At 73.6% G+C, this 20,982-nt stretch carries 17 protein-coding genes and 2 pseudogenes; 9 read left to right on the forward strand and 10 right to left on the reverse strand.

Annotated elements, in window-relative coordinates:
- Positions 1-55: 55 nt before the first annotated feature.
- From IF88_RS42225 to IF88_RS0121010, 3 genes are all read right to left on the reverse strand, one after another.
- Positions 56-646: an RICIN domain-containing protein gene (locus IF88_RS42225; RefSeq protein WP_051837243.1), complete on the reverse strand. Its 591-nt coding sequence runs from the start codon at positions 644-646 to the stop codon at positions 56-58.
- Positions 647-815: 169 nt separating this feature from the next.
- The gene (locus IF88_RS0121005; RefSeq protein ID WP_051837245.1) at positions 816-3,671 is read right to left on the reverse strand and encodes a helix-turn-helix transcriptional regulator; all 2,856 of its coding nucleotides are present in this window, start codon (positions 3,669-3,671) and stop codon (positions 816-818) included.
- Between the two features lie 178 nt (positions 3,672-3,849).
- Positions 3,850-4,578 carry an SIR2 family NAD-dependent protein deacylase gene (locus IF88_RS0121010; protein ID WP_030714480.1) on the reverse strand — a complete coding sequence of 243 codons (729 nt, stop codon included), beginning with the start codon at positions 4,576-4,578 and terminating at the stop codon, positions 3,850-3,852.
- A 211-nt stretch (positions 4,579-4,789) separates the two neighbouring features.
- Between IF88_RS0121010 and IF88_RS0121015 the strand changes: the two genes are divergently transcribed.
- Genes IF88_RS0121015 through IF88_RS0121025 form a run of 3 tightly spaced genes read left to right on the forward strand, consistent with a single transcriptional unit; the run spans position 4,790 to position 7,095 of the window.
- A complete protein-coding gene (locus IF88_RS0121015; protein WP_234323624.1) occupies positions 4,790-5,242 on the forward strand; it encodes a hypothetical protein in 453 nt (150 codons plus the stop codon).
- A 42-nt stretch (positions 5,243-5,284) separates the two neighbouring features.
- Entirely contained in the window at positions 5,285-6,232 is a 948-nt protein-coding gene (locus tag IF88_RS0121020) for an ATP-grasp domain-containing protein (protein WP_051837246.1), read from the forward strand.
- Entirely contained in the window at positions 6,229-7,095 is an 867-nt protein-coding gene (locus tag IF88_RS0121025; RefSeq protein WP_030714489.1) for a GNAT family N-acetyltransferase, read from the forward strand. Before IF88_RS0121020 ends, IF88_RS0121025 begins: the two co-directional genes overlap by 4 nt.
- A 100-nt stretch (positions 7,096-7,195) precedes the next feature.
- On the opposite strand, the gene IF88_RS0121030 is transcribed toward IF88_RS0121025, so the two are convergent.
- Positions 7,196-7,639 carry an SSI family serine proteinase inhibitor gene (locus tag IF88_RS0121030; RefSeq protein ID WP_030714492.1) on the reverse strand — a complete coding sequence of 148 codons (444 nt, stop codon included), beginning with the start codon at positions 7,637-7,639 and terminating at the stop codon, positions 7,196-7,198.
- A 327-nt stretch (positions 7,640-7,966) separates the two neighbouring features.
- Here IF88_RS0121030 and IF88_RS0121035 point away from each other — a divergent pair.
- Positions 7,967-8,165 (forward strand): annotated as a pseudogene (locus tag IF88_RS0121035) (ATP-binding cassette domain-containing protein); the annotation flags it as partial.
- A gap of 34 nt (positions 8,166-8,199) precedes the next feature.
- A pseudogene (locus tag IF88_RS40585) lies at positions 8,200-10,663 on the forward strand (FtsX-like permease family protein).
- Positions 10,664-10,737: 74 nt separating this feature from the next.
- Here IF88_RS40585 and IF88_RS0121045 read toward each other — a convergent pair.
- From IF88_RS0121045 to IF88_RS0121065, 5 genes are all read right to left on the reverse strand, one after another.
- Positions 10,738-11,520, reverse strand: a complete 783-nt coding sequence (locus IF88_RS0121045) for a DUF4190 domain-containing protein (RefSeq protein WP_078893024.1) — start codon at positions 11,518-11,520, stop codon at positions 10,738-10,740.
- Between the two features lie 202 nt (positions 11,521-11,722).
- Positions 11,723-12,520: a hypothetical protein gene (locus IF88_RS0121050; RefSeq protein ID WP_037806502.1), complete on the reverse strand. Its 798-nt coding sequence runs from the start codon at positions 12,518-12,520 to the stop codon at positions 11,723-11,725.
- Between the two features lie 112 nt (positions 12,521-12,632).
- A complete protein-coding gene (locus IF88_RS0121055) occupies positions 12,633-13,094 on the reverse strand; it encodes a Crp/Fnr family transcriptional regulator (RefSeq protein WP_030714502.1) in 462 nt (153 codons plus the stop codon).
- Positions 13,095-13,269: 175 nt separating this feature from the next.
- Complete coding sequence (locus IF88_RS0121060; RefSeq protein ID WP_030714504.1) at positions 13,270-13,572, reverse strand: hypothetical protein; 303 nt, start codon at positions 13,570-13,572, stop codon at positions 13,270-13,272.
- 114 nt (positions 13,573-13,686) lie between these two features.
- Complete coding sequence (locus IF88_RS0121065; RefSeq protein WP_078893025.1) at positions 13,687-15,159, reverse strand: MFS transporter; 1,473 nt, start codon at positions 15,157-15,159, stop codon at positions 13,687-13,689.
- 77 nt (positions 15,160-15,236) lie between these two features.
- Between IF88_RS0121065 and IF88_RS0121070 the strand changes: the two genes are divergently transcribed.
- The 3 genes from IF88_RS0121070 (at position 15,237) to IF88_RS0121080 (ending at position 19,778) form a co-directional block, all read left to right on the forward strand.
- Entirely contained in the window at positions 15,237-15,836 is a 600-nt protein-coding gene (locus tag IF88_RS0121070; RefSeq protein WP_030714511.1) for a helix-turn-helix domain-containing protein, read from the forward strand.
- A gap of 183 nt (positions 15,837-16,019) precedes the next feature.
- Positions 16,020-18,752 carry a DNRLRE domain-containing protein gene (locus tag IF88_RS0121075; protein WP_030714514.1) on the forward strand — a complete coding sequence of 911 codons (2,733 nt, stop codon included), beginning with the start codon at positions 16,020-16,022 and terminating at the stop codon, positions 18,750-18,752.
- A gap of 129 nt (positions 18,753-18,881) precedes the next feature.
- Positions 18,882-19,778 (forward strand): YihY/virulence factor BrkB family protein, encoded by an 897-nt coding sequence (locus IF88_RS0121080; RefSeq protein ID WP_234323625.1) that lies wholly within the window; start codon positions 18,882-18,884, stop codon positions 19,776-19,778.
- Here IF88_RS0121080 and IF88_RS40590 read toward each other — a convergent pair.
- On the reverse strand, positions 19,775-20,137 hold the full coding sequence (locus tag IF88_RS40590) for a hypothetical protein (protein ID WP_037806505.1): 363 nt from the start codon (positions 20,135-20,137) through the stop codon (positions 19,775-19,777). The genes IF88_RS0121080 and IF88_RS40590 overlap by 4 nt on opposite strands.
- A 386-nt stretch (positions 20,138-20,523) precedes the next feature.
- On the opposite strand from IF88_RS40590, the gene IF88_RS0121095 reads away from it, so the two are divergent.
- The gene (locus IF88_RS0121095) at positions 20,524-20,943 is read left to right on the forward strand and encodes an ATP-binding protein (protein WP_051837297.1); all 420 of its coding nucleotides are present in this window, start codon (positions 20,524-20,526) and stop codon (positions 20,941-20,943) included.
- Positions 20,944-20,982 lie beyond the last annotated feature (39 nt).

Here is a 20,982-nt window from a genome sequence, read left to right on the forward strand (position 1 = left end):
CGGGTGCACGGTGCCCGGTCCCGCCCTCCCCGGCCGGGCGGGGAGGGCGGGGAGGCTAGACGCACTCCCAGACGGCGGCCTGCGTGCCGGAGGAGGTGCTGGCCCCGGGCATGTCCAGGCACATCCAGGTGGGAGCGCCGCTCGGGGTGGTGCCGCTGATCCACCAGCCGGGGTTGCCGTCGATGTTGTCGGTGTCCCACCATTTCTGGTTCAGGCCGCCGTTGCAGTCCCACTGGACGATCTTGGCGCCCTTGCGTGCCGAACCCCCCGCGATGTCCAGGCACTTGCCGGAGTTGGCGTTGCGCAGCTGGATGAACGCGCCGCCGTCGGTGACCTCCGACTTCCACAACTGCTCGCTCGCGGTCCCGCATTCGCCCTGGACCACCGGAGCGCCGCTGTCGTTCGAGCCGCCCTTCACCTTCAGACACATGCCGCTGTGGACATTGGCGATCTCGTAGCGGCTGCCCCGCTTGCGCAGCTGCCACAGCTCGTTGGGGGCGAGCGTGGCCCCCAGGTCCGAGGCGGTCTGCGCCGTGGGAACGGTGGCGGGGCGGGCTTCGGCGACGGCCTGGGGGACCGTCGTCCCCACCACGGCGATCAGGGCGACCAGACCCGAGCGGACGGACGTGCGCATCGTGGAGTTCATGCTCATTGCCTTTCGTGCGCGGCTGCGCCGAGGGTGCGGCGGGAGCCGGTCGGATGGAGGTGGCGCCGGACCGCGGGGGCCGGTCCGGCGCGGTGCCCACTCTGTCCGCCGGCCGGGTCCGAGCACATCGTGGAAGACCACGAACACGGCGCTCCGCGCGCTCTCGTGGTCAGTCCCGATGCCCGCTCCCGGCGGTGTCCCCTCCAGCCAGGCCGGCCGCGAGCTGGCTGCGGCGGGTCACCTTCAACTTCCGGTAGGAACTGGTGAGATGGGTTTCCACCGTGCGCCGGGACAGGTGGAGCGCCTCACCGATCTGCGCGTTCGTGTGCCCCTCCGCCGCGAGGTCGACGACGCGCCGTTCCGCTCCGGTCAGTGCGCCCGGGCCGGTCCGGGCCCGCGTCGTGGTGCGGGCGTTCGCGTCGCGCAGCGCCGCACACGTCGCACGCAGCAGCCGGCCCGTCGGTATGGTTGCCGGGTCGGCGCCCCCGTCACCCGGGCCGTCGCCGTCACCCGGGCCCTCTCCGGCAGCCGCAGGGGACAACAGCCGGGCCGCCTCGGCCTCGGCGACGCGCAGATCGTCCCGGCCCCTGCGGCCGAGCCCCGCCCCGATGCGCGCCCGGCCGAGGGCGATCAGGGTCTCGATGCGTTCCACCGGCGCGGATGCTCCCTCCAGCAGGGCGGCCGCCTCGGTGAGCGATTCCAGACCCTGCCGGCCGCCGACAGCCGCGGCGAGGGCCCGGAGCGCCCTGCCGACCGTACGAGGAGTGCCCCAGCGGCGGGCGTGGCCGAGTTCCTCCTCGGCCAGCTCCCTTGCCGGGCCCGCCCGGCCGAGACGGACCAGGGCGAGGGCCGCGCCGGAGCGCCACGGTGTGGCGACGGGGCTGACGAAGTCGCGCGCGCTCTGGCCGGCGCCGCAGGCGAGATGGTCGTCGAGCGAGTCCTGCCACCGTCCTTCGAAGCCGTGGAGCAGGGCGCGTGCGTAGCGCAGTTCGTTCCACTCCCAGGAGCTGTCCGCGGTGCTCTCGTCGGGTGTGGAGAGGAGCTGCCAGGCCTGGTCGCGCAGGCCGAGCTCGTACCGGGCGAGCGCCACCATGGAGACCAGGTGGGGCGCACGGATGCCGCGCCCGGTGCACGTGTGTGCCAGGAGGGTGTTCTCGGCGATGACGCGCCGGAACTCACCTGCCCAGAGCGCGGCTTCCGCCCGGGCGCTCAGCAGGCATTGCAGGCCCGCGTCCGTGAGGTCGGGCGGGGTCGGCGGCACGGGCAGGCCCTGCCGGGCGAGGGCCCGGGCATCCTCCAGCCGGTCGGCCCACTGCAACAGGGTGGCGGCGCTGCCGAGCCAGGCGGTACGCAGTCGGGGGTGGACCGGGGCCCCGGCCAGCCGGGGCTGGATCCGGGCGAGGACCTCGGTCGCGGAGAGGAGCCCGGCACCGGTCTCGTACTCGGTGATCAGAGCGCAGACCAGCGGTTCGACGGCGGGCGGGGCCGTGGGGGCGAGGGTGCGCAGGCCCGCGACGGCATCGCGCCAGGCGACCGCGTCGTGCGAGGAGATGAGGGCGGTGAGCGCCCGCAGGACGTGCACCAGCTCGTCGTCGTCGGTGCCGCTGCTCGCCCGGTGCAGGACGCTCAGCGCGGTGTCCGTGCGGCCGCGTGCCGCGAGAGCTGCGCCGAGGGCGGGCGCCGCGGCGGCGCGTTCCTGGCGGTCGGGGTGCAGGTCGAGGCCCGCGCGGAGCCTGCGGATGCCCGCCTCGGCACTGTGCGGGAACTCCAGCGACCCCAGGCGCAGGGTGAGGTCGGCGTGCCGGTCCCGGGGAGGCGGAGGCTGCGTCCGCAGGGCGTGGCGCAGCAGTCCGGCAGCCTCTTCGGTGTGCCCGGCCCGCACGGCGTCGTCGGCCGCCTCCTCCAGACAGCGAGCCATCCACAGCTCGCACGGGCGTTCCAGGTGCAGCAGGTGGGCGGCGACGGCCGCGGCGGGGGCGCCGCGGTCGTGGAGCAGCCGGGCGGCACGGGTGTGCAGGGCCGCCAGTTCGGCGGGGTCGGCCGCGTCCCGTACGGCTTCGAGGGCGAGCGGGTGGGAGAGCAGCCGGGCCAGTCGCGGTGCGCAGGGCGCGGCCGCGTGGCGGGCCGGGCAGAGCGTCAGGGCCTCTCGGAGCAGAGCGGAACCGGTGGCGGGAGAGCACGGTGCGGTGACGGCGAGGGCCAGGGCGATGCGGCGGGTCTCGTCGTCGGCGCGGTGCCGGATCCAGCGGGCGAGCGCGGCCCGGTAGCGGGCCGGAGGAGCACCGCCCGGCCGGTGCGGGGTCTGCCCCGGCCCCGGTCCTGGTCCTGGCCCCGGTCCTTGCCCTGGTGCGGTGGGGTCGGGGGAGTGGAGGGAGTCGGCCAGATCGGCGAGGAGCGCCTGGACGAGGGCGGGGTTGCCCGCGGTCGCGTCCCGGCACGTCGCACGCTGCCCGGGAGCCAGCCCGCGCTCGCGCGCGAGCCGTGTGACGGCGTCCTGCCCGAGCGGGGGAAGCGGGTGGCAGACTCCCGTGGTCCGGGGCAGCCAGGTGACGTCGGAGTGCTCGCGGCATTCGGTCGCCAGCAGCAGCACCGGAAGCCCGGCGATCCGGCGCGCCAGATAGCCGATCCAGCGGCGTGACACCGGGTCCGCGCAGTGCACGTCGTCGATGGCCAGCAGCACGGGCCGGGCCGCCGCGGTCCGGGTCAACAGGCCCAGCAGCCGGTGGAAGACCTCTTGCTCCTGCTCGGCGGCGGGCTCGGCGAAGGGAATGCCGTCGGCGCCGGGAAACACCTGGCGCAAGAGGGCGAACGGGAAGCCCGTCTCCTCGGGTGAGCAGCGCGCCGACAGCACCCGTAGGCCGTGATCGGAACCGGCCCGGCGGACGACGGTGTCCAGCACTGCGCTACGCCCCCGGCCGGGCGGCGCGGCCAGCATCAGCCAGCCGCCCCTCCCGGAGCGTGCCCGGGCCGTGGCGGCGGCCGCGGCCAGGAGTACGTCGTCGCGTTCGACCAGTACGTCCGTCACTTCCGCCCCTCCCGCGCCCGTGCGGACGGCTGCGTGCCGCCCGTAACGAATCATGGAGGGACGGGGCGCGAGAAGTGGGATGATCTTCGGTCAGATCTGCCTGAAACAGCATCATTGGGGCCATCTCGGCCAAGTGGGCGGCGGATTGACCGAATCCGAATCGGGCGGCCGAGGTGGCTCAGCCGGCCGCGATCCGGGTCAGCAGCGCGGGCAGGGCAGTGCCGATCGGCTCGCGGACCACCTCGTCGGCCAGCGAGTCGTACGGGGTCTCCTCGGCGTTCACGATGATCAGCCGGGCCCCGGCCTCGGCGGCCATCCCGGCCAGTGACGCGGCCGGCTGCACCTGGAGGGTGGACCCGACGGCGATGAAGACCTGGCACCCCTTGGCCACGGCCATCGCCTGCCCGAGCACCACGGGGTCGAGCCGCTGCCCGAACATCACGGTCGCCGCCTTCAGGATCCCGCCGCACGCCCGGCAGGCGGGGTCCGGTTCCCCGGCGGCGACCCGGGCCAGGGCCTCGTCCATGCCCGAGCGGGCGTGACAGTCCGTGCACACCACCGACCGGGCGGTGCCGTGCAGCTCGAACACCTTGCGCGCGGGCGTCCCGGCGAGCTGGTGCAGCCCGTCCACGTTCTGGGTGATGACCCGGACCGGGGTGCCGCCGCGTTCGAGTGCGGCCACGGCCAGGTGCGCGGCGTTCGGCCGCGCCCCGAGCGCGGCGAGCTCGGCCCGCATCAGCCAGGACCGGCGCCGGATCTCCGGATCGGCCATGTAGTACTCGTACGTCACGAGCTTTTCGGCGTCCGGCTCCCGGCGCCACAGGCCCTGGGGTCCCCGGTAGTCCGGAATCCCGGAGTCGGTGGACATCCCGGCCCCGCTGAACACTGCGACAAGCGGCTTCCCCATGCACCGACCCTACGTACCGGCGCCGAGCGCTCGCGACCGCATTTCCGCGCCCCGGCGGCGCCCCTGCCGTGAGCGAGCGCGCCGGGAGCAGGCCGGGAGCAGGCCGGGAGCAGGCCGGAGGGTCGTTTCTGCGGTGAATCCCGCCCCCCACAGGAGTGAGATCCGCGCGGCTCCCTCCCCGCGCACCGGCCAGTCGGGTACAAAACCGGACATGATGCTCAAGCCGCACAGCCTTGGTGCCCTGCTGCTGACCCTGCTCGCGCTGCCGGCACTGTCGTCCGTCCCCGCCCACGCCGCGCCGGCCGCGCACCTCGCAGCCGTCGCACCCGTCGCGAGCGCGGAGGGGCATACCGCCGATCAGATCAGCCGCTTCCTCGCCACCTTCTACGGTGACCACGGCCCCTCCCCGCAAGACCGCGAGCAGTACGTCTCGCAGATCCTCAAGGACAGACAGCAGGTGAGCACGGACTCGGACGTCCTCCTGTGCTCCCAGAACGAACCGCAGAAGATCGGCATCGGCCCGGTCACCGTCGCCCAGGCGGCCGGCGTCGGCTGGGCCACCGTCACCACCCACTGGGCCGGCGGGGTCACGGACACCTTCACCGCGTACGTCCGCCTCGACTCCAAGCCCATCCGGCTCGACGACGTCATCTGCGCGGGCTGACATCCGTACGGCGAGCCGCGGGGCCTTCCGTAGGGTGGGCGCATGCCGACGACGACCGCGACCGCCACCGTTCTCTACTGCTGCGACCCGCTGAACGAGCGCCGGGCCGACGCCCACTTCGCGGCGGAGGCCCGGCAGCTGCGCGCCGTCGGCGGCACTGCCCTGCTCGTCGACCACGACGCGCTGCTCGCCGGGGACCCCGAGCGGGCGGTGGCGCGGGTGCCCGAGGGGGCGGGCGCCGTCTGGTACCGGGGCTGGATGGTCCCCGCGCAGCGGTACGCCGAACTGGACGCGGCCCTGCGCCGGCGCGGCGCCGAACTCGTCGTCACCCCCGAGGCGTACCGCCGGGCGCACGAACTCCCCGGCTGGTACGCGACCTTCACCGGCCTCACTCCCGTCAGCGGCTGGCTGCCGGCCGCCCCCGGGGAGGTCCCGGACCCGCGGCGGCTCGCGGCCCTGGCCGCGGGCCTGCCGCCGGGCGCCGCCGTCGTCAAGGACTACGTGAAGTCCCGCAAGCACGAGTGGGACGAGGCCTGTTACGTGCCCGACCTCGGCGACCCGGCCGCCCTGCACCGAGTGGTCGCACGCTTCGTCGCGCTCCAGGACGAGTTCCTCGCGGGCGGGGTGGTGCTGAGGGCTTTCGAGACCTTCGTCGCGCCGCGTGCGTCGGCCGCGGAGGTACGGGTGTGGTGGCGGGACGGGGTGCCCCGGCTGGTCACCGCCCACCCCGACAGCCCGGTCGCCGAGGTCCCGGACCTCCCCGAGCCGGCCCTCGAACCGGTCCGGGCGGCCGTCGGGGCGCTGGACTGCCCCTTCGTGACCACCGATCTCGCGCTGCGCGCGGACGGGGTCTGGCGGGTCGTCGAAGTGGGTGACGGACAGGTCAGCGACCTCCACCGGGAAGCCGATCCGGCCGCGTTCGTACGGCTCTTGACGGCCGATCAGGCACTCCTGTGCCCACCGTCCGCTTCTGGTACAACACCGGCATGACGGGATTCGAGATCACCGGCGCCAGCGCCGCCGACATGGAACTGATGCGCGGCTGGGCCGACGAGGAGGGCTGGAACCCGGGGGACTCGGACCGGTTCGCCTTCGCGGTCGCCGACCCGGAGGGCTTCCTCGTCGGCCGGCTCGACGGCGAACCGGTGGCCTGCATCTCCGCCGTCCGGTACGGCGCCGGTTTCGGCTTCATCGGCTTCTACATCGCCCGTCCCGCCTTCCGCGGCCAGGGCTACGGCATCCGGCTGTGGGACGCCGGGATGGAGCGCCTCGCCGGCCGGCTCGTCGGACTGGACGGGGTCGTCGCCCAGCAGGACAACTACCGCAAGTCCGGCTTCCGCCACGCCTGGAACAACGTTCGCCACGAGGGCGTCCCCGAGGGGGCCGGCGACGGGGTTACCGGGGCGGGGGCGGGGGCCGGGATCACGATCGTGGACGCGGCCGCGCTGCCCTTCGGTCTGCTCGCCGCCTACGACCGGCGGTTCTTCCCCGAACCGCGCGCCGCCTTCCTGTCCGCCTGGACCGGGCTGCCCGGCCGGACGGCGCTCGCCGCCGTCCGCGACGGCCGGATCGAGGGCCTCGGCGTGATCCGCCCGTGCAGCGCCGCCCACCGGATCGGCCCGCTGTACGCGGCCGATCCGGCGGTGGCGGCCGTCCTGCTGCGGCGGCTCGCCCGGCACGCGCCCGGTGGTCTGGTCTCCGTGGACGTGCCGGACGCGAACCCGCGGGCCTCGGAACTCGTCGCGGGCCTGGGCCTGGTCCCGGTCTTCGAGACCGCCCGGATGTACACCGGTCCGGCCCCGGACCTCGCACTGACCGAGCTGTTCGGGGTGACCAGCCTCGAACTGGGCTGAGAGGAAGGGCGGTCGGCCGCATCCCTCCTGGGTCGTGCACGGCCCTTGGGGGCCGGACGGCGGTCGCACGGCGCCGCCCGGCCCGTCGTGCCGTGCGCGATCAGAAGTCGAACAGCACACCCGTGGTGTTCCGGAAGCCACACGGATTGGCGAAGGTGTACGTGTAGTTGAGCCGGCGGCCCTGCCACACCCCGTCGGCCGTCACCGTCATCGGGTTCCACTCCCTGGTACACGCCGCGTCGGCGGCCGGGGCCGTGAGCGCGTCCAGCCGGGAACCGTTCGCGCGTAACTCGGCGCACGCGGCGACCGGGTTCGGGTGCGTTCCGCCCGGCGTCGGCGAGCAGACGAGGGTCACCGCACGGAGCACCGTAGCGCTTCGGGCGTCCTGACCGGCCGTCACGCCGAGCACGAGCGCGGACGGCGCGTACAGGCTCTCCGTACCGGTCGGCGCGGCTCCGGCCGTACCCGGCCAGGCCAGTGCGGTGAGCGCGGTGAGCGCCATGGCGGCGGAACCGAGCCCGAGACCCCTTGCGATGGACCGCATTTCGAACACTCCCTTGGGTTGGCGTTTCGGATAGCGGACAGAGTCTCGCCCACGCGGGCCGCGAACGCCCGTTCGCACCTCCATTTTTCGTCACCCATCGTGTACGGATGAGTGCAGACCGCAGCGGTGCGGGCGGGCTGACCTGTGCGGGAGCGACCCGCCGAATCGGCCGAACACCGACACGAAATCCCCCCGAAACCTTTGAACATCCGGCTGTGATCGGCGCCGGACGGGGCCTGGAACCCCTCCGGGGGTAGGGCCGGCCCCACCCCCGGAACACCCTCCAGGCCCGCTGTGCCGAGCCCTCCGGGACGGTTGGGTCGAGACATGGAAAACGACGCGATCCAACTCCGGGACGTCAGCCGGGTCCACGGCACCGGCCACCAGGCGGTCACCGCCCTCGCCCAGGTCTCCCTCGACTTCCCCCAAGGCACCTTCACCGCCGTCATGGGGCCCCTCCGGCTCCGGCAAGTCCACCCTGCTGCAATGCGCCGCCGGACTCGACCGGCCCACCTCCGGCACCGTCACGCCGCCCGCATGACGACGCTGGAGGCCGCACCGTGCTGAGCATCGCCCTGCGCACCGCGCGCACCCGCCGGGTCACCTTCGTCGGCAGCTCGCTCGCCCTGGCCCTCGGCGTCGGCCTGATCGCCACCATGGGCCTCGCGCTCGCCGCCACCCTGGACGCCCCGCAGCGCCGGCCCGAACGATTCGCCCAGGCCCCCGTCGTGGTCAAGGGCAACGACGTCCTCCGCGTCCCCGGCCCGAACGGAGAGCGCACCAGCACCCTCGCCCACACCAAGCCCGTCACACCCGACCTCGCACGACGGCTGGCCGCCCTCGGCCGGACCACCGAGGACCGGTCCTTCCCCGTCCGCGCCGAAGGCGCACCGGAGCAACTGGTCGGCCACCCCTGGCCGGTCGCCGCCTTCGCCCCGTACGCCCTCGACGCGGGCCGCGCCCCGCAGTCCGACGAGGAGGTCGTCACCACCGGCTGGGCCCGGCCCGGCACCCGGCTGACCACCGACCGCGGACCCGCCACCGTCGTCGGCACCGTGGCGGCGGCCCCCGGCGGCGGACACGGCTTCGAGGACGCCGTGTTCTGGACCGACGCCCGCGCCTCCCGACTGTCACCCGCCATCGACCAGCTCGTCGTCGCCGCCGACGCGGCCGCCGTACGGGCCGCCGTGGGCCAGGACCCCGACGTACGGGTCCTGACGGGCCGGGACCGCCGCCACGCCGACCCCGACCCGGAGCGCGACAGCGAGGCACTGCTCGCCGTCAACGCCCTGCTCGGCACCGCCGGCGGGGTCACCGGCTTCGTCTCCGTCTTCGTCGTCGCCTCCACCTTCGCCTTCGCGGTCGCCCAGCGCCGCAAGGAGTTCGCCCTGCTGCGCACCGCCGGTGCCACCCCGGGCCAGGTCCGCCGCATGGTTTTCGCCGCGGCGCTGGTCCTCGGCGTACCGGCCTCCGCCGCCGGCTGCCTGCTGGGGGCGTACGGGGCGCCCGTACTCGCCCGGTGTCTGGCGGACGAAGGCATCGCACCGCACTGGTTCGCCATCAAAGACGCCGACTGGCCCCTCCACGCGGCCTTCTGGACCGGCCTGCTCGTCGCCCTCGCCGGAGCCGTCGCCGCCTCCTGGCGGGCGGGCCGGGTCGAACCCGCCGCGGCCCTGCGCGAAGCCGCCGTCGAGACGAGGACCATGACCCCGCCGCTGGATCTTAGGCTCCGCCCTGCTGCTGGCCGGCATCGGCACCCTCGCGCACACCCTGCTCACCGACCCGTCGGACCTGCTCCACCGCAAGACGTACACCAGCCGCCCGATGCTGTTCATCGTCGCCTTCGCGCTGCTGGCCCCGGTGCTCGTCCGGCCACTGGTCCGGCTGATCGCCTGGCTCCCGGCCCGACTGCCGGGCGCCGGCGGGATGCTGGTCCGGGAGAACGCGGCCGCGGACATCCGCCGCACGGCGGCCGTCGCCGCCCCCGTCCTCGTCACCGTGGCCCTCGCCGGATCCCTGCTCGGCACCACCGCCACCCTGGGCGAGGCCAAGGCCACCGAGATGCGGCAGCGGACCACCGCCGACTTCGTCATCGCGGGAGGGGCGGGCGGCTTCGACCGGGCGGCCGTCGACCGGATCCGGTCCGTGCCCGGCACCGAGGTCTGCGCCGGCGCCGCGACCGAACTCCACGTCCTGGAGGAAGGCGTGGCACTGATCCGCTCCGACGCCCGCGCCGCCGATCCGAAGGCCCTCGCCCGGACCGCCGAACCGCCCCTCGTCGCGGGCAGGCTCGGCGACCTCGACGACGATTCCGTCATCGTCACGCAGGAGTGGCAGCGGCACACCGTCGGAGCGGGCGTCGACGTGTGGCTGGGCGACGGCACCCGCAAGACCCTGCGGATCGCCGCCGTGATGAGCACCGGCACCGGCGACAACGGGGCCTACGTCACCCCGGCCAACGCACCCGGAGCGCCGGTGGACCGGATCGACGTACGGCTCGCCCCGGGCGCGGACCCCACGGCGGTGGCCTCCGCCCTGGCCGAGGCCGCCCGACAGGCCGGGGGCCGGTTCCTGACCAGGGAGCAGTGGCTGGCGGACCGTCACCCCGGCACCAAGCGCACCACCCGGCTGGGCTTCCTGCTGGTCCTGGGCATCGCCCTGCTGTACACCGGCATCGCGCTCGCCGACACCCTCGTCATGGCCACCACGGACCGGTCCCGGGAGCTCGCGCTGCTGCGCCTGGCCGGCGCCACCCGGTGGCAGGTGCTCCGGCTGGTGGCGGGGGAGTCCCTGCTGGTCGTCCTCGTCGGCGCGGTGGCCGGCTCCGTGGTCGCCCTGCTCAACCTGGCCGGAATCCGCTGGGCCCTGGGCCTGCTGCACGTCCGGAGCGGCATCGTGGTCCCGTGGGACGTCCTCGGCGCGACGGTCGGGGCCTGCGCGGCCCTCGCGGTGGCCGCGGCCGTCACCCCGGCCGCGTCGGCCCTGCGACGCAGTCCGGCCGAACGGGCCGGCGTACAGGACTGAGGGGTGCCCTGCCGGTCGGCAGGGCACCCCTCAACACCCCTCGACGAGGAGTCGTCCGGACGGAAGGCGCCGGTTCAGGAAGCGGAGTGGACCGAGCCGGTGCTCGTGCCGCTGGAGTCGCCCACGAAGCAGGTGACCTCGCGGTCGCCGAACGCCCAGGTGCTCGGCTGGGGATAGTAGTAGAACACGCTCAGCTTGTCCGAGACGTTGGCGTCCTTGCCCACGTAGTCGGTCAGCGCCGTACCGGAGCACTTCTCCTCGGCGATCGAGACGACCTTGTCCTTGCCCGGGTACGCACCGTCGTCCAGGTTGAAGACGGCGTACGCCTCACCCTCGTGCGGCTGGTCGCAGGGCACGATCTTCACCGAGTAGCCGGCCTGGCCGCCGTCCTCGTCCTCGTACTCCGCCAGATCGCCGCCGGTGTTGAAGCAGTCCCCCTTGCGGATGTCCTGCACCTTGCTGGAGCCCGACCCGGTGACCTGGCCACCCGTGTCGCGCTTCGGCGCGGGGCCGGCGTCCAGCGCCTCGGTCAGCCCGAAGACCAGCACCAGAACGGCGAACACGATGCTCACGCAGTGGATGACGATGGCCGCGATGGCCAGGCCCTTGCCCTTCTCACCCCGGGTGCGGATCTGGGAGAGGGCGATGATGCCGAGGATCAGCGGAACCAGCGGCAGCGCGCAGACGAGCGACATGACGAACGCGACGATGGCCAGCGCGTTGGTCTTCTGCGACACCGGCGGCTGCCCCTGCCAGCCCTGCGGCGCGCCGTACGGCCCCGGTTGCCCCGGCTGCCCGTACGGTCCGGACTGCGGGTACGGCTGAGGGGACGACGGTGGCTGCGGTGGTATGGACATGCGTGTGGAGCTCCTTGCTCAGAGGGTGAGACGCAACCAACAGCCAGGCGGTGACACCGCGTCCGGCGACGGGCGGCACGGATCGGACCACACCGGCACATACCTGCTCATGGTTTTATGTCGCGCCTACGCTACCCCTCTGAGACGGCGGGAGTTGCCGTGGGGTCGGGATGAAGAAGCCCGCAGTGGCGGGCGGCGGGGCTCAGTTCTGCGACTGGAGCGCCTTCGTCAGGAGTCCGCCGCCGACGATCAGCGCCACACCGAGCCACCACACGTTGCTCTCGAAGACGAGGACGGCGATCCCGATCGGCACCAACAGCCCGGCCAGGGGCAGCAGCAGCCCTGCCGGGCGAAGCGGTTCGGGGGCCTGGCCGGCCGTCTCGCGGGCGGCGCGGGCCCGGACCACGTCCGGGTACCAGACGGTGAAGCGGAGCGCGGCGACGATCGCCAGGATCTGGATGATCCAGCCGGTCCAGATGTTGTTCGGGTTGTGCAGGACCAGGTCCCCATACGCGCCGGCGATGGCCGCCACCAGGAAGGCGAGCCCCCAGGCCGCCGTGATGACGTAGTTGGTGCGGACGAAGGCGGGCGTGTGCCACAGGGAGGGATCGACCTGCTCGCGGGCGTACTGGAGGGTGAAGGGCATGCCCACGGCCATGGAGCCGAAGGCGATGACGGCGAGGCTGATGTTCGCGACCTCGCCCGCGTACGTCTCCAGCCAGCGCAGCGTGCCCTCGCTCGCCAGGGCGCCGACGACGGCCAGCGCGGCGAAGAACACCACGTCGGCCACTTCCAGGAGCTTCCAGGTGCTGCCGCGGTTGACCACGCGGCTCAGGACGATCAGGGCGACGGCCGCCGCCAGGGCGACCACGACCGAGATTTCGAAGCGTCCCGGTCCTACCAGCAGGGAGAAGAGGATCCAGGGCGCCATCCCGACGACCGGGTTGTCCAGGAATCGGGACACCGGTCCGCGGCGCTTGTCGTAAGCCTCGGTTCGCACCCTTCCATCGTGCGCGGCCGCCGGTCGACCGGCCATTCGGGGACCGGACCGCCGATCCGGGACCCGTACGGCCGGCTTCAACGGCCCGGCGGCAGGGTCCGAAGGAGACGGCCTAACCCGCCGCGCTCAGGCGCGGAGCGTACAGATCCAGCAGCCGGGTGCGGGTCTGCTGGAGCCGCATCGCGAGCACGCGCCCGACCCAGTGCCCGAGCGCGGACCCGAAGGCGGGATCGGCGTCCATCAGCATCCGTACGGCCGCCGCGTCGAACTCGTACGCGCGCACCGGCGTCATCGCCTGCGCGCCGAGCTGCCACACGTACGGCGGGAACAACCAGGACCAGCCCACCAGCTCACCGGGGCCGAGGTTCTCCACGGCCGCGGGCCGGCGGCCGGCCACGGGGACCTCCAGGGTCACCGTGCCGGAGCGCACGATCCAGAAGGACTCCGCCCGGTTTCCTTCGTCGAAGATCCGCGCGTTCTCCGGGAAATTGACCTCGCGGGCCTGGGACATCAGACGTCCACGATGCTCCGTGGACAGGACGGCAGCGATGCGGATGGGGGAAGGTGTGCTCACGACGGCCTCCGATCACGACCCCCCGGCGACGCTCCTGCCCTCCCAGTGTCGCCGACACCCGCCGGATCACGGCCGGCCCGGACCGTCTTTCTTCCGGACCCGCCGCGGAACCCACTCGCGCGGCCACCGGCACCCGGCGGGCACCCGTTCCCCGACGTTCGCCTCCGGTCAGGTCCTATTCCTCGGCGTTCGCCTCCAGGCAGGCCAGCTCCATCGCGTCCAGCACCGCCTCGTGGCTGCGCCCGCTGAGCTCGGCGACGTTCTCGATCTGGGCCGTCGCCCAGGCCGCCAGCGTCATCACCAGCACCCGGAGCCCGTCCGTCCCGTGCTCGGCCAGGACGGCGTCGGCGACGACCATGGCGTCCTCGGGGACCTGCTCGGGCGGCTCCAGGCCCGCGAGGCCGCGGAGCATGGTGAGGGTGCGACGGGAGATCTCCGGGGTCAGCCCCGCCAGCCGCATGTCTTCTTCTTCGTCCATCCGCCCCACCTCCGGTGCCGTGCCCATCACCTCAGGGCACGGTAGAGGCGCGCGGGCCCGCGCGGGACCGTTTCCGCAGGGGTGACCCTGCGTGACCCCCCGCCGGGCGGACGCTCAGCGCTCGCCCCGCGGCCCGTCCTTCCCGGGGCGCCCCGTCAGGGTGACGGCGAGGGCGAGGAGGACCAGTACCGCCGCGACCGCGAACGTGACCCGCATGCCGCCGGCGACGGCGTGCGCCCCCGCCGTGGTGATGTCGGTCGTCTCCGAGGCGAACGCGAACACGGCGCCCATGGCGGACGCACCGGTGACGAGCCCGAGGTTGCGCGAGAGGTTGAGCATGCCGGAGACGACACCCCGCTGATCGGGGCGGACGTCCGCCATGACGGCGGTGTTGTTGGCTGTCTGGAACACCGCGTAGCCGGCGGTGACGGCCGCGAGCGGCACGACGTAGCCGAGGACGCCGGACGTCTCCGGCGCCAAGGACAGGGCGAGGGCGCCGAGCGCCGTCGCGCAGAGCCCGGCGACGGTCGTGCGGGGGGCGCCGAGGCGGTCCACGATGCGGCCGGCCGGTACCCCGGTGAGCGCGGCGACCAGCGGACCGGCCGACAGCACGAGTCCTACGAGGACCTCGTCGAGCCCGAGCGTCCGGGAGAGGTAGAAGGGTCCGACCACCAGCGTCGCCATCATCACCGTCGAGACGAGCGCGCTCGTGGCGAGGCCCGCGCGCAGCCCGGGATCGCGGAACACCGTTCCCCGGATCAGCGGTGCCGCCGCTCGCGCCTCGGTGCGTACGAAGAGGGCGGCTCCCAGGGCGGCGGCCGCCAGCAGGGCGAGGTTGAGGGGGCCGAAACGGCCGCGGCCGAGGGTCATGGCCAGCGCGTAGGCCGCGAGCGTGAGCGCCAGCAGCAGGGTCCCCAGGTGGTCGAAGCGGGGCAGGCCCGCCCCCGCCGCCCTCTGCCGGTCGGCGGGCAGATGGCGCTGGGCCAGGAGGAACGTCAGGAGGCCGAGCGGCACGTTGACGAAGAAGATCGCCCGCCAGCCGAGCCCGGCGATGAGGGCGCCGCCCAGCGAAGGGCCCAGAGCGGTGCCGACCGCGGACATCGTGCCGAGCAGTCCCATGGCGCTGCCGGTCCGCGCCTTCGGGACCGTCTCCCCGACGAACGCCATGGTGAGGGCCATCATGACGGCCGCGCCGAGTCCCTGCGCGGCCCGGGCGGTGATCAGCAGCCAGAGCGAGGGCGCGGCGCCGCACCCCACCGAGGCCACGGTGAACAGCAGGATCCCGCCGAGGAGCAGCCGGCGGCGGCCGATCAGGTCACCGAGCCGGCCGACGCTCACGATCAGGGTGGTGATGGCGAGCAGATAGGCGAGGACGATCCACTGGACCTGCTGGAAGGACGCGGAGAACGCCTGCGCCAGGGTCGGCAGGCCGACGTTCGCGATGCTGGTGCCGAGCGAGGACAGCAGCATCGAGAGCGACAGGCCGGCCAGCACCCCACGCACCGCCGGTGTCTGCCGTCCCGCCGTCGCGGTGGTGCCGGTGTACTGCTGGCCCTGTGCGGGGCTGGAATCACGGTGTGGGCTCATGCCCGGAGCGTGTGCGCCTCGGCGCTCAAGCGGCAAACCTTGTTGCCGTTTCCGGGACGGCGCGATGGAATGGCCGCATGGAGAACGACCGCGCGGACAAGCCGGCGCCCCACCAGGCGGTACTCGACCAGGTGGCCCCCCGGCTGCGACGGCTGCGCGCCCAGCGGGGCCTCACGCTGGCCGCGCTCTCCGAGACGACGGGCATCTCGAAGAGCACCCTCTCCCGGCTCGAATCCGGACAGCGCCGCCCCAGCCTGGAACTGCTGCTGCCGCTCGCCAGTGCCTACCGCGTGCCCCTGGACGACCTCGTCGGCGCCCCCGAAGTGGGGGACCCGCGGGTGCGGCTGACGCCCCGCACCATGCCCAACGGCGGCACGGCCGTCCCCCTCACCCGCAGCATGGGCCCCCTCCAGGCCTTCAAGATGCTCATCACCGACCGGGGCACCGAGCCGGACCTCCGTACGCACGAGGGGTACGAGTGGCTGTACGTGCTCGACGGCCGGCTCCGGCTCGTCCTCGCGGACCACGACCTGGTCCTCGGCCCCGGCGAGGCCGCCGAGTTCGACACCCGGCTGCCCCACTGGTTCACCAGCGCGGACGGACGGCCCGTGGAGATCCTGAGCCTCTTCGGGCGCCAGGGGGAGCGGATGCACCTCCGCGCCAAACCGCGCACGTGACGCGGACGCACGCGCAGCCGCCGGCGCGATGTGGCATCCGGTGCGTCAAGTGGGGTGAACCGAGCGCAAAATCGCCCTAAGGTGCGTCCGTACGCATGGTCGCGCACGGCTGTTCGGCTGTTTTCGGCCATGACTCACCCGGCCGCGCCACAGGGCCGCACGCCACACCGAACTGGGGGGTTCATGCGTAGATCCAGAAAGCTGGCGGCCGCTCTCGCCCTGTCCCTGGCCGGAACCGGCGCAGGGCTGGGCATCGGCCTCGTCCCCCAGGCGGCGGCCGTCACCCCGCCCGTCGCCTTCACCGCCGACCCGCTGTCGACCTGGCAGCCCAACGGCGTCGTCTGGGCCCTCGCCGAGGCGGGCGGCCAGGTCTTCGCCGGCGGCACCTTCTCCACCGTCCGCCCGCCCGTGGGCAGCGCCGGCAGCGAGCAGTCGGCCGTGAACTTCGTGGCGCTCGACGCCGCGACCGGCGCCCCGACCTCCTGCACACTGTCCTTCACCATCGCCTCCGGCAGCGCCACGGTCCGCGCCCTCGCCCTCTCCCCGGACAAGACGACCCTGTACGCGGGCGGCTACTTCGGCGCCGTCAACGGAACGGCCGTGTCCAGCCTCGCCGCCATCGACGTGGCGACCTGCACGGTGAAGACCGGCTTCCGCCCGGCCTTCGCGGCCACCGTCCGCGCCCTCGCCGTCACCGACGACACCGTCTACGCGGGCGGCGACTTCCTCAGCGTCGCCGGCCAGCCGCGCGAGCGCTTCGCCGCCGTCGGCGCGGCCGACGGCGCCCTCAAGCCCTTCACCGCCGACGCCGACGAGCCCGGACGCGCCGTCGAGGTGACCCCGGACGGCAGGAACGTGGTCCTCGGCGGTGACTTCTTCACCGTCAACGGTACGAACACGCACGCGTTGGCCGTCGTCGACGCGACGAGCGGCGCGCTCACCAAGTCGTACGCCGGCTTCATCGAGACCAACTCCGTCGTCAAGGACATCGCCACCGACGCCACCGGCTTCTACACCGCCAACGAGGGGACCGGCGGCGGGGTCTTCGACGGCCGGATCGCCCTCAACCTCGGCGACTTCGGCCAGCGCTGGCGCGACACCTGCCTCGGCGCCACCCAGGCCGTGCTGCCGTACCAGAGCGTGCTCTACAGCGCCTCGCACGCGCACGACTGCTCCAGCGTCGGCGAGTTCCCCGACGGCCAGCGCCACCACCTGCTCGCCCAGCCCACCAGCGGCACCGGCAAGCTGGGCTGGGCCCCCGACACCAACGACGGCATCGGCGAGGGCATCGGCCCGCGCGTGATGACGGTCGGCTCCAAGGGCGGCGTCCAGTACCTGTGGGTCGGCGGGGAGTTCACCACCGTCAACGGCGCGGCGCAGCAGAGCCTGACGCGCTTCGCCTCCACCGGGGACACCGGCGCGCCCACCGTGCCCGTCGCGAGCGCGGTCAGCTTCAAGCCCGGCGAGGTCCAGGTGCGCTGGCGCACCAGCCTCGACCTCGACGACAGCGCGCTGACCTACAAAATCTACCGCAACGGCGCGGCCACGCCGATCGCCACGGTCACGGCCGACTCGCTGTTCTTCAAGCGCCCGCAGGCCTCCTGGACCGACACCACCGCGGCAGCGGGCCAGTCGTACACGTACCGGGTGACGGCCACCGACGCGGCCGGCAACACCAGCGCCCTGTCGGCGACGGCGAGCGTGACCGTCCCGGCCCAGGTGGACGGCTACCCGAACCAGGTCCGCGCCGACGGAGCCCAGCAGTACTGGCGCTACGACGAGTCGGCCCCGCCCTTCGCCGCCGACTCGTCCGTCCCGGGCAACCAGAGCGGCGTGCACCTGAACGCCCCCGCCCTGCGCCAGAGCCCCGGCGCGGTCTCCGGCGCGAGCACGGCGATCGGCTTCAACGGCACCGACACCCAGGTGTACGGGGACAAGCGGCAGACCGTGGGCAGCACCTACACCATCGAGACCTGGTTCAAGACGAACACCACCCGGGGCGGCAAACTCCTCGGCTTCGGCAACAACCAGGCACGCGGCAGCAATCAGTACGACAAGCACATCTACATGACCAACGACGGCCGGCTGGTCTACGGCGTCTACACCGGAGCCACCCGCACCGTCACCACCAACGGCGCGTACAACGACGACCAATGGCACCACGTCGTCGCGAGCCAGGGCCCCGGCGGCATGACCCTCTACGTGGACGGCGCCCAGAAGGGCACCCTGAACGTCACCACTCACGAGAACTTCTCGGGGTACTGGCACGCCGGCGGCGACAGCCTCGGCGGCTGGCCCGACCGCCCGACGAGCGAGTACTGGGCGGGCCGGCTCGACGAGACCGCCGTCTACCCGACCGTCCTCAGCGCCGCGCAGGTCCAGAACCACTACGCCCTCGCCACCGCTCCGGCCGACTCGGTCGTCCAGGTCACCGCCGCGGAGGACACCTACGCCAACGCGGGCGCGCCCGCGACCAACTACGGCACCTCGTCCTCACTCGCGGTGCGCGGCACCTCCTTCTACGCGAGCTACCTGCGCTTCGACCTGCCGGCCGCGCCCGCGGGCACGGTCCTCAAGTCGGCCACCCTCAGCGTGAAGACCAGCACCATGAGCGGCGCCGGTACGACGGACACCGTCTCGGTCGTCCCGGTCACCGGCTCGTGGAGCGAGGGCGGGACCACGTACAACAACCGCCCCGCCCTGGGGGGTCCGGCACTCGGCGGCTTCGCGGGCATCCCGGACGGCAGCGCGGTGCACACGACCGCGCTCACCACCGCGACGGTCGCGGCGGCACTCGGCGACGGCTACGGCCTGGCACTGACCAGCAGCGGCACGGACGCCCTGTGGCTGTGGTCCTCCCAAGCGCAGGCCAACGAGGGCACACCGCAGCTGACCCTGATCTTCGGCGCACCATGACCTGAAGGCAGACCGCCCCGAGGGGGCGCTGGCCGATCCGGCCCGCGCCCCCTCGTGGCTGAGAGGCCCCGGCCGACGGCGCGGACCCCACGCGCGCATGGGCACGGGCCTGCAGGGAACGTGCAGGGCGTGACCGACATCCCCCGCACCGCATCATGTCGAGGCGGCGGCCCTCCCGCCCCCGCCACCGCCCTCGTGGCGCGCACCCGCGCCGAGCTGCGGAGTACGGCCGTTCGCGTCTGGACGGACAATCTCGCCGACCACGCGGCCGCCCTCACCTACTACGCCCTCCTGGCGCTGCTGCCCGCGCTCGTCATCGCCGTCTCCCTCGTGGGGCTGCTGGGCGGGGCGACGAGGGACCGGCTGATCACCGACCTCACCGCGTACGCCCCTCCGCAATCGGCGCAGGTGCTCCGGGACGCGCTCGGAGGCCTCACGGCGGAACACTCGTCGATGTGGGCCCTGCTCGTCAGCGGTGTCGCGAGCGCACTGTGGTCGGCGTGCAGTTACCTCGCGGTGTTCCGCCGCGCACTGCACACGATGTACCAGGTTCCCGATCACCGACGGCCGCTCCGCGCGGCCCACATGCTGCTCCTCAACGCCGCGCTGCTGCTGACCCTGCTCGTCGTCGGCGCCGCGGGGCTGGTCATGTCCGGGCCGCCGGCCCGATGGGCCGCACGAGCCGCCGGGGGAGGCCCGGACACGATCTCGCTCCTGCGCTGGCCGGTGCTGCTGGTGGTCGTCACCCTCCTGGTGCTGGTCCTCTTCCGTACCGGCCCGGCCCAGACCCGGGGCGTGCGCCGAGGTCTGGCCGGCGGCGTACTGGCGGCGCTGCTGTGGCTGGCCGCCTCGGCGCTCTTCACGCTCTACACGGGGCTGGACACCTACGGCCGCCTCTACGGCTCGCTGGCCGGCATCGTGGTCTTCGTCGTCTGGCTCTGGTTCGCCAACCTGGCCCTGCTCACCGGGGCCCAGTTCAACGCCGAACGCGCCCGGCCGGCCTCGCCCCTGACGGCCTCCGACTAGCTCTGCCGCCGTGCCCGTCGCGCCCGGCGTACCTTCCGGGCGAGCACGGCGGCGGCCAGTACGCCGGCCCCCGTGGTCAACGCGGTCCGGTTGGTCCGCGCCACCGCCGCGGCCCGACCGGCCCCGGCCCGCGCGGAGGCGAAGCTCTTGTCCCCGGCGAAGCGTTGGGCACGGGCAGCCGTGCCGCGCAGACGCCGTGCCGCCCGGACCGCCCGGGCCAGGACGGGATCGGGCGTCTTGGCCTCCACGAGATGGCCGACCTGCACGGCGGTGTCCCGCAGCCGGCCGGCGGCCCGCGCGGCCTGCCGGCGGAACTCGGTCGGGGTGGAAGCGTTCTTGCCCTGCGATGTCATCGTCATCGGGGTGCCCTCTCCGTCAAGTTCTCCGTGTTCGGGTGCTGGGCGGGTACCCGCGATCGAGCGGATGACGCGGGTGATACGGCGGCCGTCGGGGTTTCGGACGCCCCATCGCGGCCAGACGTCAAGGAGAGACGAACTACGAGGAAGGAGCACTCCCATGACGACGATGGTCCTGCTGATCGCGCCCGTGGTGTTGGCCCTGCTGCTCGTCCACCGCGGGGAAGGGCACCGGGCCCGCCACCGGGCGAGCCGGTTCTGATACGCGTCCCGACCCATCCGACCCGTCAGATCCACCCGACCCATCCGATCCGTCAGATCCACCCGATCCGTCCGGTCCGTCCGGTCCGGCGTCACACGAGAGCGCGAGCGAGGTGAGCGCGGTGTCCATACGTGCCAAGGGGTGGGCCACGTCCTTCCCCGTACACCGAGGGGTGCGCGAAGCCCGCCGGTGGACCGCGGAACACCTGGACTCCTTGCAGTGGACGACGGACGCCCCCGACACGGTCCACTCCGTCCTGCTGACGGTGTCGGAGCTCGTCACCAACGCGCACGTCCACGCCCGCAGCAGCGCCGGGCTGGTGCTCACCTGGGACGGGCGGTGCCTGCACGTCAGCGTCGCCGACGGCGACCCGTGCCTGCCGGCCCCGCGCGACCCCTCACGCGAGGCGACCTCCGGACGGGGACTCGCCATCATCGACGCCCTCGCCGACGAGTGGGACGCCCATTCCTTCCACGGCGGCAAGACGATCACGGCCTGTTTCCATCCCCGGATGACACCCGCCCCGCACGCGGGGACCGACGCGTGACGGCAGCCCGTTCCCGCACGGTGGGGTGAGCTCCGGACA

Source organism: Streptomyces sp. NRRL F-2580, assembly GCF_000720115.1.
Lineage (GTDB): Bacteria > Actinomycetota > Actinomycetes > Streptomycetales > Streptomycetaceae > Streptomyces.